The sequence below is a fragment of the Xanthomonas prunicola genome (assembly GCF_025266575.1).
Lineage (GTDB): Bacteria > Pseudomonadota > Gammaproteobacteria > Xanthomonadales > Xanthomonadaceae > Xanthomonas > Xanthomonas prunicola.
Window position 1 is genome coordinate 1706241 of sequence record NZ_CP096142.1, and the last position, 12692, is coordinate 1718932.

Genomic DNA, 12692 nt, shown 5'->3' on the forward strand with positions numbered 1-12692 from the left:
CAATGTCCGTGACCTTCCCCCTGCTCTCCCGCTGCCCGCTCGCGCTAGCACTGGCGCTGTGCTGCGCCCCTGCACTGGCGCAGCAGCAATCCGACGCCGATGCCGTCGAACTGGATGCGGTCAACGTGCGTGGCGAGCGCATCGAGACCAGCACCGCATTGAGCGGATTCGGCGCAACCCGGCTGCTGGACGCACCCGCGTCGATCGCGGTCATCGATCGTGCGCAATTGCTCGATCGTCAGGCGCGCGTCCTCAGTGAGGTATTGCGCGCCGATGCCTCCGCTGGCGATGCGTATGCGCCGATCGGCTATTACGAAAACTTCGTGGTGCGTGGCTATTCGCTCAATGCCGCCAACAGCTACCGCATCAATGGCATGAGTGCGGTGGGCGAACAATCGATCGCGTTGGAAAACAAGCAGCAGGTGCAGATACTCAAGGGGCTGGCCGGGTTGCAATCGGGCGTCAACGAACCGGCCGGGCTGATCGACTACCGCACCAAGCGGCCCGAGCACGTGCGTAGCGTGACCTTGGGCACCGACGAACAAGGGTCGCGCTACATCGCCGCCGACCTGGGCGACTGGTTCGGCGGCGAACGCAGGCTGGGATTGCGGGTCAACGCCGCACGCGAAGACATCGACAGCTATGTCGATCACGCCGATGGTTACCGCAATTTCCTTTCGCTGGCCGGCGACTGGAAGATCACCCCGCAAGCGCTGCTGCAGTTGGACGTGGAATATCAGCATCGGCAACAGCGCTCGGTGCCTGGCTATCAACTGCTGGGGGGCACGCAGGTGCCGCGCGATATCGATGTGCATCGCCTGCTTGGCTACCAGCCGTGGGCACGCCCGGTGGAAATGGATTCACTCAACGCGCAGCTGCGGTACGCCTACCAGTTCAACGACGACTGGCGCGCCACCGCCGACGCATCGCGCAGCCGCTCGACGATCAACGACTTCTCCGCGTTCGCCTGGGGCTGCTACGGCGCGGCAAGCTGCGCAGACCTCGCCACGCCGAACTTCTTTAGCGCGCAGGGCGAGTACGACGTCTACGACTACCGCAGCCCCGACGACACCCGCGTGCACGATCAGCTGCGTGCCACGCTGGAAGGCCGTGTCGCTACCGGCGCGCTGGAGCATCACCTGAGCATCGGCGGCGAGTGGCTGCGCCGCACCATCGACCGCTTTGGTTCGGTCAACGAATTCGTCGGCAGCGGCAGCATCGATCGCGATCCGGACGTCTTCGCACAGACCGATGTTCCGCTGGATCCCAAGCAGCGCCGCCTGGATAGCCGCCAACACGCGTTGGTGCTGGCCGACCGTATCGGCCTGGGTGCGCAGTGGGAGCTGTCGCTTGGCACGCGCTATGTGCAACTGGACGAACGCGCCTTCGATCGCGAAGGGCGGTTGGAACGACGCACCCGCAAAGACACGGTGCTGCCGCAGGCGGCTCTGTTGTTCAAACCACAACAGAACGTGTCGCTGTATGCCAGCTACGCCAAGAGTCTTGCGGCTGGCGGCACTGCGCCATGGTTTGCAGATAACGCCGACCAGATTCTGCCGCCCACCAACGCATACCAGCTGGAAACCGGCGCAAAGATCGACTTGCAGGGCCTGCGCTTGGGCGCGGCGCTGTTCGACATCCGTCAGGCCTACCAGTTCACCCAACCGCAGGCCGATGGTGGACTGCTGTTCGTGCAACAGGGCCGACTGCATAACCGCGGCCTGGAGCTGTCCGCCGACGGCGCAGCAACACAGCAACTGCATCTGTTCGCCAGCGTTGCGGCAATCCGCGCACGTGCGGAAGACACCGACACTGCCGAGTACGAAGGTCACCAGGCCATCAATGTGCCAAAGCTGCGCGCCAGCGTGCAGGCCGATTACAGCGTGCCCGGCGTCGATGGGCTGGCGCTGCTGGCCGGCCTGCAATACAGCGGGCGCAAGTTCGCCGACCGCCTCGGCAACGCCAGCGTGCCGGCCTACAGCGTGGCCAATCTCGGGGCGCGCTACGCCACGGTCCTGGGAGGGCTGGCTACGACCTGGCGCCTGAACGTGGACAACGTGTTCGACAAGCGCTACTGGCGCGATTCCGGCGAGTACCAGGGCGATGCGTATCTGTTCCCCGGTGCGCCACGCACCGCACGGCTGACGGTGCAGGTGGATTTTTGAGGTCTGCTGCCCCCATCCGCCCTTCGGGCACCTTCCCCCGCAAGCGGGGGAAGGACGTCGAAGCGAAAGCACCTGTGCGTGTGCGTGTGTCGGGCACCGGCTGAAGGCAGCAGACAGCAACTGAAGGCAGGGGCGCAGCGGTCAGGGCGCTGTCGCGTTTCCATCGCGCGCAGATTCGGGGCATCACGCAGCATCCACTTCCAACTGCACCACTGTCTTGCACCGGTTGCCCCCCTCCCGTCGCTCTCCACTTTCCATCAGGCATTGCATGTCGTTGCTCGAATCCATCGCCGTCGTGATCAACCTGCTGGGCGTGTGGCTCACCGCGCGGCGCATTCGCTGGTGCTGGCCGGTGGGCATCGTGGCGGTGGCGTTGTACGCGTGGCTGTTCTATCAGTGGAAGCTGTACTCGGACATGCTGCTGCAAGGGGTCTATGTGCTGACCCAACTCTACGGATGGTGGCACTGGCAACGCGGCACTAACGCAGACACGCGCATTCGCCCACTGCCGATGCCGACCGCGGAACTCTGGCTCTCGCTGTGCATCGGTGCGGCGTTCGCTGCGGCACTGGGCGCCTACATGCATTACCGCACCGATGCGGCGCTGCCGTGGCTGGATGCGGCACTAGCCAGTTTCAGCCTGGTGGCCAGCGTGTGGGCAGCACGCAAGCGCATCGCCAACTGGGTATTGTGGATCGTGCTCGACTGCGTCTATGTCGGTGTCTTCATCAGCAAGGGGCTGTACCCCACTGCCGTGCTCTACGCCGGCTTCGTGGCGCTTGCGGTGTACGGCTGGCACAGCTGGAAAACCCAACAGAACCCGAACCTGGCTAGCGCACGCTGAGCCAGGCGCGGTTTGCGCGCGTGTTCTTCTTTACCATCGCAACATGCACACCGCTCACCTCATGGCCTTGCCGATCTCCCCCGCCTTCCATCAACGGTTCGCTGCATGAGCGTGTCGCGCCAGCACATCATCACCGAGGCGATCTCTGCGCAGATTGCAGCCGGCGAATGGGGCCCGGATCAACGCTTGCCGGTGGAACGCGCGTTGGCCGAGCGGTTTGCCTGCACCCGCATCACGCTGCGCGAAGCGTTGCAGCAGCTTGAAGCCGAAGGCCGCATCTACCGCGAAAACCGCCGCGGCTGGTTCGTCAGCGCGCCGCGCGTACGCTACGACCCCACCAGCATCGCCGGTTTCATGCAGTACGTGGCCGCGCAAGGGCGCAAGCCGCGCACCGAATTATTGAGCGCCACCCGGCAGATCGCAGGCGCGGCCTACGCTGCGGCATTGCGACTGGATAGCCCGTACGACGAGGTATTTGTGCTGCAACGTCGACGCTGGATCGACCGCCGCGCCGTGCTGCTGGAAACCAATGTGGTGCTCGCGACCTGGGCGCCGGGCCTGCTCGAACATGATCTGGCCGGGTCGCTGTCGAGCGTGTTCAACCAGCGGCTCGGCCTGTTTCTCAGCCGCGCGCAGCTGTCGATGCACCCGGCCGGCTTGGACGCGGCACAGGCGGTGCTGCTGCAATCCACTCCCGGCACGCCGTGCTTCCGGCTGCAGCGAATCAGCTTTGCCGACGATGGCCGCGCGGTGGAACTGGATATCGAATCCTGGCGTCACGATGCACTGGATGTGGTGGTGCGGACGGAGGCACCGACGCGCGCTGCGTCGTAGTGCCGGGATTGGGGATTGGGGATTGGGGATTGGGGATTGGGGAATCAGGATTCGTTGAACAGCGCGCCGCTGCGCGGTTTTTTGCGGCTTTATTGCGGCCTCGACGTAGCCGACAGCGTATTGCGAACTGTCGCATTGCGAAACTGTCGATAGGGATTGCTCGGAACAGAGCGCACCGGTCATCCATGCGGCGCCGAGTACCGGCAGCGAACCTTCGGCGATAACTGCAGTTGTTTTGTGAGCTGCTTTAGGCGTCGAACAGGGCGCGTTGCGGGTCCGGTGGCGGAAGATCGGCCAGACGTTGAGTCAACTGGTCACGCTGCGCGCGCAGCGGGTCGTGCATCAGAAAGTTGGCCAGGCGCGCATGCCAGGCCGGCCAGCGGGTGGCCAAGGCATCCATGTCGCCGTCGACCGGTCGGCCCTCGTGCGGAGAGGCAACGAAGGCGGTGTCGCACAACACATTGCGCCAGCCCAGCCCGCCCATGCGCAGGCTCAAGTCCACCAGTGCCGCGTACCACGAGCCGTAACTGCTGACATCCAGGCCGCCAGCCTTGCGCCGCGCGGTGCCACGCAACAGTACCGCGTGCCCGATCGCCGACGGCAGTTCCGAATGCAACGGCGGCATCGCAGCGCAGGCAGCCGCGAGCCGCTCGGGTGCATCCGGTATCGGGTTGAGTTCGCCCAACCGCGGCCAGCTGCAGGCTTCACCCACATTGCTCCATGGTGTGGCCGTGGCGATCGCGGCGTCACGTGCAAAACATGCGGTCAGTTGCTGCAACCACCCAGGCAACGGGCGGGCATCCACTCCGAGCACCACCACGTCGGCATCGCCGCAAGCGCTGAGCATTTCGTCCAGATGCGCGACCTCGCCCAGCATGCGCTGGCGACGGGTGTGATGCGCCTGCAGTTGCGTGCGTACCAGCCAGTGCTCGATCACCGCGCGCCCACGCGGGCCAGCTTGCGCATCATCGGCCAGCCATACCCGCGTACCGGCGGGCGTGGCGGCATCCAGCGCACCCAGACAGGCATCCAGAGCCTCGTCGTCGGTGCCGACCGGCACCAGCACGACGGGCAGTGCTGCACTCATTGCGGCTTCTGGCTGGGTTTCAGCGGCTCCATGGCCTTGAACTTCTGACCGTATTCGTCGGTGAGATTGCGCGCTTCCTGCGGGTTGCGCACGATCGACGGGGTGATCAGCACGATGACTTCGCGGCGGTTGCTGGTACGACTCTTGGAACCGAACAGCGCACCGACCACCGGCAACTTGCTCAGGAAAGGCACGCCACTGCTCCCATTGGTGGTGCTGTCATCGATCAAGCCGGCCAGCATAATGGTGTCGCCGCTCTGCACGGCGGCCTCGGTCTTGACCCGGCGGGTGTTGATGTCGACGTTGCAAGCAGCCGCATTGATGGTCGCCGTGGCGGACTGACAAGCAGTCGGCCGGTCGCCTGGGCTGCTGACCTCCTGCACGATATCCAGGAACACCATGCCGTCCTTGGTGACGCGCGGGCGCACCTTGAGGATCACACCGGTATCGATGTACTGCACCGACGAATAGCTGCTGTCGACGCCGATGCCGGTATTGATCGAGGTGGAGTTGATGGCGATGCGCGAACCCACGTTGAGCGTGGCCTCGGCATTGTTACGCACGAACACCGACGGGGTCTGCAACAGATGCACATCGGTCACTTTATCGAGTGCGTTGATGATCGCGGCGGCGTTTTTCCCCAGAAACGACCACTGCGCGCCTCCGAGATCGGTGACCTTACCGGCGATGTCTCCCCAGATGTTGCGCCCCGCAGCGCTGGCCAATCCTGCGCCGACGCCGATCCCAGTGCCGTTGGTAGCGGAGTCCGCAGCGGCATTGACCGAATTCTCGAAATACCAGTTGACGCCATAACTCAGCGCACCAGTCAAATTCACCTCGGCCACCTGCGCTTCGATATGCACCTGCATCGGCATCACGTCGAGCTTTTCGATCACGTCGCGGATCGAGCTCCATGCCTGCGGCGTGGAGCGCACCAGCAAGGTATTGGTCTCGGCCACCGCAGACACGCCGACCTTGTCGCCGGATACTTCCAGCGTCACCGCGCCGTTGCCATTGCTGCGCGGCGACAGCTGCAGGCTGCCGTTCCCCAAACTACCACTGCTGCTACCGCTGGTGCCGAAACTGCTGCCCGACGAACTGCCATCGCCGCTGTCGCCGATGCTGCCGCCGGTCATGCCGGTGCTGCCGCCCATGCTGCTGTCGCGATTGCCGAGCGCGCCGCCAAGCACGCTGGTTTCCGAACCCGGCGCCAGCGACGCATTGGAATCGCCACCGTTGCTGCGGCCACCGAACACTTCCGAAAGACGATCGGCCAGGTCCTTGGCCTTGATGTACTTCAACTCGTACGAAAACAGCCGCACGCCGCCGCCGGCACTGTCGATGCGATCCAGCCACTGCTGGATCTGATCCAGATAACGCGGTTGGGGGGTGATTACCAGGACCGCATTGGCGTTTTCCAGCGGCATGAAACGGAACATGCCGGCACTGGGCGTCTTGCTCTGCTCGCCGAACACTTTTTCCAGATCGGCGGAGACTTTTTCGGCCTTGCCGGACTGGATCGGGAACACACCGACCGACATGCCCGACAACCAGTCCACGTCGAAGATCTGCACGGTGCGCAGGTAGTTTTCCAGTTCGGCGCGGGTACCGCCCAGGGTGATCACGTTGCGCGCCGGGTCGGTGCCGACGATGGCATTCGGGCGCGCGTACGGCTCCAGCACCTTCTTCATTTCGCTGGCGGAGATGAACTTCAACGGCACCACGCGCACTTCGAAACCGCGGGCCGACGACGGCGATGCGGTGCTGGGTGCGACCGTGCCGGCCAGCGCCTGATCGGCCGGCACGATGTTGTAGCGGCCACCGCTGAACACCATGCGGGCGTTGTTCCAACCCAGCACCATTTCCAGCAGGTTCAAGGCCTGCGCCGGAGAGACCGGGTTGGGCGTGGCCAGGGTCACGGTGCCCTGCACGCCCGGGGCGATGACGTAGTTCTGGCCGAGCATGTCGCCCAGGATGGCCTTGACCACCGCCTGCACCGACTCGCCTTCGAAATTGAAGGTGGCGCTGCCGCTGCTGGCCATGCCTAGCGTGGGCGCCGGCGCGGACGCAGCGCTCTGGTTGATCATGGTGCCGCTGCCGCGCCGGATCACCGGGCTGGGCTTGGCGCTGGCGCTGGCGTTGCCATTGCCATTGCCGTCGGCACTCTGCTCGGCGGTAGTTTGGGTAGCGCCGGCAGCGCCGACGTGTGGATCCAGGCGCGCGTCGCGGCGCACGTCCGGCGGCGGAGTGGTGGCGCAACCGGCCAGCAGGCCAATCAGCAGGGACACGGGGAACAGGCGCGGCGTCATGCGTTCACTCATTGGGTCTGACCGGGGGTAGAGCCGCTCTGGCGCTGCTGTTGCAGCTGGCGGCGTCGGGCTTCGATACGTTCGCGGATGGCACGCATCTGATCGTCGGAGGGGCGTGGGGCTTCCTGCGCGCCATCGCTGCGCTGCGGCGGCACCGTCGGCGGTGCCTGCCCGCCAGGCTGTTGCACAGGCGTCACGGGTTGCGGTTGTTGTTGCGGCGGCTGCGGCGTGGCAACCGCCGCAGCGTCGGGAGACGGCACCGGCGGGGCCGCCGTGGCAGCACCACGTGCAGCGGCATTGGCGGTGGGCGGCTGCCCGCCCTGGCCGTTGAACACATGCAATTCCAGCGTTTGCGTACCGCTGGGACCTTCGATCGTCGCGCTACGCGGCTGCAAGGCGAGCAGGCGCCAGCCCTTGACCGCATCACCGCCCAGTTGCACGCGCACCGAATCCTGCGGTTCCAGGGTCAACGTCGCCATCTTGAAGGTATCGGTGAGCAGCACGCCGGTCAGGCGCACCGTCGAAGCGGCGTTGCTGCCGTCGTTGCCGGACAGGAAGAACGGATGCGGCAGGCGGTCTTCGGCGAATGCGGGATGTGCGGCGATTTCCGAATATTTTTCGAACGCACCCAGGCGCTCCGGTGCCGGTGCCGGCAGCGTCGGCAGCCGCTGCACCAGCGCAGGGTCGTCAGGCAGCAGCTCCACGCGCTTGCCCAGGCCGGCGACGGCCAGCACGCACACCAGCAGTGCCCACCCGACCACGGTGGCCAGCAACCAGGTACGCAGGCCGATCATGTCAAGGCGCATTGCTGGCCTCCGCGGCGTTGGGAGCGGCAGGTGCGGCTTCGTTGTTCAGTGGCGCGGCATTGGCGCCAGGGCGCAGATAACCGGCCAATTCGAAGGCGATATCCAGACCGTTGCCGCTTTCGTTGGGCGAAAGCTGGTAGCGCTGTGCCATCACGTTGAGGTTGTCCACGAACAATCGCGGCGTGCCGTTTTCCAGGCTGTACAGCACAGAAGCCAGTTCCGGCGTGCCGCAGCGCAAACGCACCTGCACCGCCACGCGGGTGAACCGGTTCTTGCTCTCCGGCTGCAGCGGCGAACGGTTGCTGATGGCGCAGCTGCGGTTGCCGGGGCTGGCTTCCACCACCGCCCGCTCCAGCCGCTGCACCAGCCCGGCGGAGGCGAGTTCGGCCGAGGTTTCCGGCAAGAAGCCCGGCCGGCTTTCCAGCGTCTGACGCGCCTGCCGCAGCCGCTTGCTGACTTCCGGTGCCTGCTGCAATTGCACGCGCACACGCAGTTCGCGCTCGCGCAACGCTTGCAGGTCGTCCTGCACCGCGATCATCGGTTGGGTGAACCACGGGTGCACCAACACCAGATACGCCACGCCGATCACCAGCAACAGCAGGCCCAAAGCGATCCAACGATCGCGCTTAACGCTGCGTGGCATCGCCGGCCTCCTTCGCATCGGGGCCGGCAAGCTCGGCGGTGATGGTGAAGCGGTCGACATTGCGCCCGGCATCGCTCTGCAGCACGCCGGTCAGCGACGGCGTACGCCACAGCGGCGAGCCTTCCAGACGACGCACCAGCGACGAGGCTTCGTTGCTCAATCCGATCAACTGCAATTGCCCGCCTTCGACCGAGAATTTTTCCAGATAGGTGCCACCGGGCAAACGCCGACTCAATTCGTCCCAGATCTCCACCGAGGTCGGGCGGGTCGCGCGTTGCTGCTGGAAGAACCGTGCGCCTTCGACCAAGTCCATCAATTGCTGGCGTTCGGCAGCCACCTGGCGTGCGCGCGCAGCATTGGCCTGCACCTTGGCACGCAGATCGTCGGCAGCCTGCCGGCGATTGTCGAGCAGCAGCCAGCCGGCCACGGCCAGCAACACCAGCGCCGCGGCGGCGAGTAACAGATTCCAGCGCTGCATCGGGTCGCTGCGGCGCAGGCGGCGCGCCGGCGGCAGCAGATTCACACCCAGCGGCAAACCGTTGGCGTCGGCCACATCGATGCCCGACAGCGCGCTATTCCATGCGTCCGGCACGCCGGCCGGGCCATCGATCATGCGGCGCGGCACCACCACCAGTTCGGCATCGAGCTGGCCGTCTTCGCGCACGTCGAGCACACGCGCATCGAAATACACCTGGTCGGCGGTGAACGGGGTCTGCCGATCGATCTCGAAACGCGCCACATCCTGCAAGCGCGCTGCTGCCGCTGCGGGCAGGCGCAATGGTCGACGTAGCGCATGGGCGGCAGGCAACAGCCAATGCCGCGGCAGGCCTTCCAGCGCAGTCGGCAGCAAGCTATTCACTTCCTGCGGATGGACCGGCCACGGCAGGCTGGCGACGCTGTCGCAGCTCTGGTCGCGCTGGCGCAGCAACTGCAGCGCACCGCCGTCCTGCTGCAACAACAGGCGTGCCTGCGACAGACCCAGCTGCCATTGCCAGCGCTGCGGCAGCCAGGCAAGCAGCGATTGCTGCCACCAACGCCAGACGCCTCCGGCTCCCGGCATGGCGCGTACGCCGATACGACCCAAGGTATCCCGCCATGCGGTCATTGCACTGCTGCTCCCTCTTCCCAACGCAACACGGTATAGGCCGACCCTGGTAATGCAGACGCGCTGGTCGACACCACCGCCCGCAACACGGCCTCGCGTCCCTGACGCAGTCGCGCCCGGCTCTCGATACTATAAGTGCCCGAGCCACCGACCGTCGCCTCGCTGCCCGGCAAACCCAGCGGCGCGTCACGCTGGGCCAGTAGTTGCTGCGCATCCAGCCCCATCGCGGTGAGCACCGGAGCGGGCGCAAAACGCGCTTCAGGCCGCGAACGACCGCTGTACAGCGTGACGTTAGGCAATAGCTTGCGATACAGCTCGCCATCGATGCCCAGCACCAGGCGCAGTTCGCCCAGCGTTTCGAATGGGCTGTCTTTTGCGCCATACGGCAGACCGGCATCGGCGTAATCGCGATCTTCCGCGCCACCGCCCGGCTGGCTCAATGAATCGGTATCGCGCCAATCGACAATGGCACCGGCGATGCGCGTGGCACTGGCCTGGTCGCCACCCACTGCACGCACCAGACCGGCCAGCAAGCTGGGCTCGGCCATGTTCAGATCCACCTTGCCGCTTTCATCGGTAATACGAATCTCCACGCTGACATCGTCCATTTGCCAGCGATAGCGCCGGCCGTCCGGACGCCAGCGTGCCTGGCTGTCAGCGTCTTGCAAGCGAAACAATGCGTATTCCAGGCCAGAACGCGCGTATTCCTGCGCCTGCGCACCGTTGCGTAGCATGCTGCCCTGCAACGCCTCCACACGTGCAGTGAGCGCGAACGCACCGATCATCGCGGTGAGCAATGCGATCAACCACAACACCAGCACCAGCGCGGCGCCGCGCGAGCGGATCATTGCCCTGCACCCGGGTTGCTGGATTGCGGCAACGCCACCACCATCGGCGGCCATGCGGCATCGTCACTGCGGATCTCGATGCGCACCATCAGCGGCAGGCGGTCGTGCCATTCCCACTGCGGCAGCCACTTGCTCAGCCGGCCGGTTTGCGGATCCATGCCGCGATAACGAAAACTCACCTGCTGCACGCCTTCGGCAAGTGTTTCCGGCCGCAGCGGAGTGCTCTCTTCGATCGACTTGCCCGATTGCAGCATGGTCAAGGCGATCAGCAGGTTGCGCTGATCGCCCTCGCCGGCCACCGACAGGTCGTGCAGATATGGCCCGCCACGGCCCAGATAATCCGGCACGTCTGCGGCAAAGCGCAGGCGTTGCGGCTCGCCGATGAACAGGATCGGCTGCTGGCTTTGCGTATCGATGCCCATGGCGATCGGCAATGCCGCGGCCAAGCGCCGCCGCAGGAATTCTTCCACTGCACGCACGCGCTCGCTGCGTTGTGCGATCGCTTCGCCGCGCTGACTCACCGCACTGGCCGAACGCAAGGTGGCAAACGCCAACGCCAGTCCCCCGACCAACAACATCGTGGCCAGCAGCACTTCGATCAACGTGAAGCCCGTGCTGCGCGAACGGCTCATGGCGGGCTACCCTGCGTATTGGCCGCCACCAAGCGCAACGTACGCCATTGCAGCATCTGATTGGGCTGCTCACCCCAACGCACCACCAGGGTCAGTTGCAGCAGACGATGCGCACCGGGCGACATCGGCGCCTGCGGGTTGCGCCGCGGTTCGTCGTAGGGGCGCACCTCCATCGACCAGCGAAAGTGGCCGTTCTCGAAGGCGCCTTGTTGCTGCCCGGGCTCCAGCGGCTTTTCGATACCTTGCACCGCCAGCAGCGATTGCGCGTGCAGTGTGGCACGCGTGCTTTCATCGGCAGCGCGCACCTGGCGTGCGGCGCCGGACAACGACCCAAGCAACAGGCTCAATGCCAATGCCAGCAAGGCGAAGGCGACGATCACTTCGATCAAGGTGTAACCGCGCTGACGCTTCATGGCGATGGCGTCCGCAAGGGGCCCGAACGCACCTCACCGGTGATCCAGCCCACGTCTACGCGCCATCTGGCGTCCTTGACCTGCAAATCGATGCGCCCGCCGGTAGATGCGCCATCCGGGAAAAACTGGATCGCACCCTGATCCTGCCGCGATTGCACCTGGCGCGCGCCGGTGAAGCGGACCTCCAGCGACGGCGGCAGATCGCCATGATGGCCGCCAGGCGCTTCCCAGCGACGCTGCTGCGGATCGATCAAAAACCGCTGCGGCGTGCCGGTGGCAATGGCCTGGGTGCGCGTATAGCGCAGCTGCGAGGCGATCGCCTTGCCGGCAGTGCGCAGGCGCATGCCATCGATGCCGCCGTTCAATGCCGCGGCGGCGAGCACACCGGCCATTGCGATCAATGCGATGACCAGGAGCATCTCCAACAACGAGGTACCACGCGTGCGTGCCCGACCAGGGCCGACCACTCCATGCAGATGACGCAACGGCTGACACGCAACGCGCATGGCGAGGACTTATTGGTACTTGATGTCCGCGTCGTAACTGCTGCCGCCGGGCTTGCCGTCTTTGCCCAGGCTCATCAGATCGAACGGCTGACCGTCGCCGGGCACGCGGTATTCGATGGTGTGGCCCCATGGGTCGTTGAGTTCGGCCGGCTTGGCGTATGGACCCAACCAACCACTGCTGTCGCCGGGCTGGGTCACCAGATCATCGAGCTTGCTCGGCAACTTGCCGGTGTCGAGCTGAAAATTCTCGATCTTGCCGGCCAGCGTCTGGATCTGCGATTTGGCAAGATTGGCCTTGCCGCGATCGGCACCGCCGAGCACGCGACTGCCAACCAGCGTGAGCACCGCACCGATCAGCACGATGACGATGATGATTTCCAGCAAGCTCATGCCGGCCTGGCCTGCGCGCGACGGACTGCGGGTAATGGAACGCTTGATCATGAACGATTTCCTTGCACGTCGATGAAGGATGCTGCCGCCAACAGATGACACGGCGGGCA

At 65.3% G+C, this 12692-nt stretch carries 13 protein-coding genes; 3 read left to right on the top strand and 10 right to left on the bottom strand.

Annotation, left to right across the window (positions count from 1 at the left end):
* Positions 1-2 precede the first annotated feature (2 nt).
* The 3 genes from M0D43_RS07405 (at position 3) to M0D43_RS07415 (ending at position 3843) form a co-directional block, all read left to right on the top strand.
* Positions 3-2165: a TonB-dependent receptor gene (locus tag M0D43_RS07405; RefSeq protein ID WP_260808064.1), complete on the top strand. Its 2163-nt coding sequence runs from the start codon at positions 3-5 to the stop codon at positions 2163-2165.
* A 268-nt stretch (positions 2166-2433) separates the two neighbouring features.
* Positions 2434-3009 carry a nicotinamide riboside transporter PnuC gene (pnuC, locus tag M0D43_RS07410; protein WP_252164127.1) on the top strand — a complete coding sequence of 192 codons (576 nt, stop codon included), beginning with the start codon at positions 2434-2436 and terminating at the stop codon, positions 3007-3009.
* Positions 3010-3114: 105 nt separating this feature from the next.
* Positions 3115-3843, top strand: coding sequence for a UTRA domain-containing protein (locus M0D43_RS07415; protein ID WP_260808065.1), 729 nt, complete (start codon positions 3115-3117; stop codon positions 3841-3843).
* 247 nt (positions 3844-4090) lie between these two features.
* Here M0D43_RS07415 and M0D43_RS07420 read toward each other — a convergent pair whose 3' ends face one another.
* From M0D43_RS07420 to gspG, 10 genes are read right to left on the bottom strand one after another with little or no spacing between them, the layout of a single operon-like run.
* On the bottom strand, positions 4091-4930 hold the full coding sequence (locus tag M0D43_RS07420; protein ID WP_252164129.1) for a glycosyltransferase family 2 protein: 840 nt from the start codon (positions 4928-4930) through the stop codon (positions 4091-4093).
* Positions 4927-7251, bottom strand: coding sequence for a type II secretion system secretin GspD (gene gspD, locus M0D43_RS07425; RefSeq protein WP_260808066.1), 2325 nt, complete (start codon positions 7249-7251; stop codon positions 4927-4929). The genes M0D43_RS07420 and gspD overlap by 4 nt, the downstream gene beginning before the upstream one ends.
* A complete protein-coding gene (gene xpsN / locus M0D43_RS07430) occupies positions 7248-8045 on the bottom strand; it encodes a type II secretion system protein XpsN (RefSeq protein ID WP_252164131.1) in 798 nt (265 codons plus the stop codon). The genes gspD and xpsN overlap by 4 nt, the downstream gene beginning before the upstream one ends.
* Positions 8035-8688, bottom strand: coding sequence for a type II secretion system protein GspM (gene gspM / locus M0D43_RS07435; protein WP_252164132.1), 654 nt, complete (start codon positions 8686-8688; stop codon positions 8035-8037). The genes xpsN and gspM overlap by 11 nt, the downstream gene beginning before the upstream one ends.
* Positions 8672-9793, bottom strand: a complete 1122-nt coding sequence (locus tag M0D43_RS07440) for a PilN domain-containing protein (RefSeq protein ID WP_252164133.1) — start codon at positions 9791-9793, stop codon at positions 8672-8674. The genes gspM and M0D43_RS07440 overlap by 17 nt, the downstream gene beginning before the upstream one ends.
* Positions 9790-10641 carry a type II secretion system minor pseudopilin gene (locus M0D43_RS07445; RefSeq protein WP_260808067.1) on the bottom strand — a complete coding sequence of 284 codons (852 nt, stop codon included), beginning with the start codon at positions 10639-10641 and terminating at the stop codon, positions 9790-9792. The genes M0D43_RS07440 and M0D43_RS07445 overlap by 4 nt, the downstream gene beginning before the upstream one ends.
* Entirely contained in the window at positions 10638-11273 is a 636-nt protein-coding gene (locus M0D43_RS07450) for a type II secretion system protein J (protein WP_260808068.1), read from the bottom strand. Before M0D43_RS07450 ends, M0D43_RS07445 begins: the two co-directional genes overlap by 4 nt.
* Entirely contained in the window at positions 11270-11686 is a 417-nt protein-coding gene (gene xpsI / locus M0D43_RS07455; RefSeq protein ID WP_252164136.1) for a type II secretion system protein XpsI, read from the bottom strand. Before xpsI ends, M0D43_RS07450 begins: the two co-directional genes overlap by 4 nt.
* Positions 11683-12192, bottom strand: a complete 510-nt coding sequence (gene xpsH, locus M0D43_RS07460; RefSeq protein ID WP_252164137.1) for a type II secretion system protein XpsH — start codon at positions 12190-12192, stop codon at positions 11683-11685. Before xpsH ends, xpsI begins: the two co-directional genes overlap by 4 nt.
* Before the next feature lie 9 nt (positions 12193-12201).
* Positions 12202-12633, bottom strand: a complete 432-nt coding sequence (gene gspG / locus M0D43_RS07465; RefSeq protein ID WP_010367778.1) for a type II secretion system major pseudopilin GspG — start codon at positions 12631-12633, stop codon at positions 12202-12204.
* Positions 12634-12692 lie beyond the last annotated feature (59 nt).

Coding starts and splice junctions, on each gene's coding strand:
- M0D43_RS07415 (WP_260808065.1), top strand. CDS start 3,115: ATGAGCGTGTCGCGCCAGCACATCATCACCGAGGCGATCTCTGCGCAG.
- M0D43_RS07420 (WP_252164129.1), bottom strand. CDS start 4,930: ATGAGTGCAGCACTGCCCGTCGTGCTGGTGCCGGTCGGCACCGACGAC.
- M0D43_RS07445 (WP_260808067.1), bottom strand. CDS start 10,641: ATGATCCGCTCGCGCGGCGCCGCGCTGGTGCTGGTGTTGTGGTTGATC.
- M0D43_RS07440 (WP_252164133.1), bottom strand. CDS start 9,793: ATGACCGCATGGCGGGATACCTTGGGTCGTATCGGCGTACGCGCCATG.
- xpsH (WP_252164137.1), bottom strand. CDS start 12,192: ATGCGCGTTGCGTGTCAGCCGTTGCGTCATCTGCATGGAGTGGTCGGC.
- gspD (WP_260808066.1), bottom strand. CDS start 7,251: ATGAGTGAACGCATGACGCCGCGCCTGTTCCCCGTGTCCCTGCTGATT.
- gspM (WP_252164132.1), bottom strand. CDS start 8,688: ATGCCACGCAGCGTTAAGCGCGATCGTTGGATCGCTTTGGGCCTGCTG.
- M0D43_RS07450 (WP_260808068.1), bottom strand. CDS start 11,273: ATGAGCCGTTCGCGCAGCACGGGCTTCACGTTGATCGAAGTGCTGCTG.
- gspG (WP_010367778.1), bottom strand. CDS start 12,633: ATGATCAAGCGTTCCATTACCCGCAGTCCGTCGCGCGCAGGCCAGGCC.
- xpsI (WP_252164136.1), bottom strand. CDS start 11,686: ATGAAGCGTCAGCGCGGTTACACCTTGATCGAAGTGATCGTCGCCTTC.
- M0D43_RS07405 (WP_260808064.1), top strand. CDS start 3: ATGTCCGTGACCTTCCCCCTGCTCTCCCGCTGCCCGCTCGCGCTAGCA.
- xpsN (WP_252164131.1), bottom strand. CDS start 8,045: ATGCGCCTTGACATGATCGGCCTGCGTACCTGGTTGCTGGCCACCGTG.
- pnuC (WP_252164127.1), top strand. CDS start 2,434: ATGTCGTTGCTCGAATCCATCGCCGTCGTGATCAACCTGCTGGGCGTG.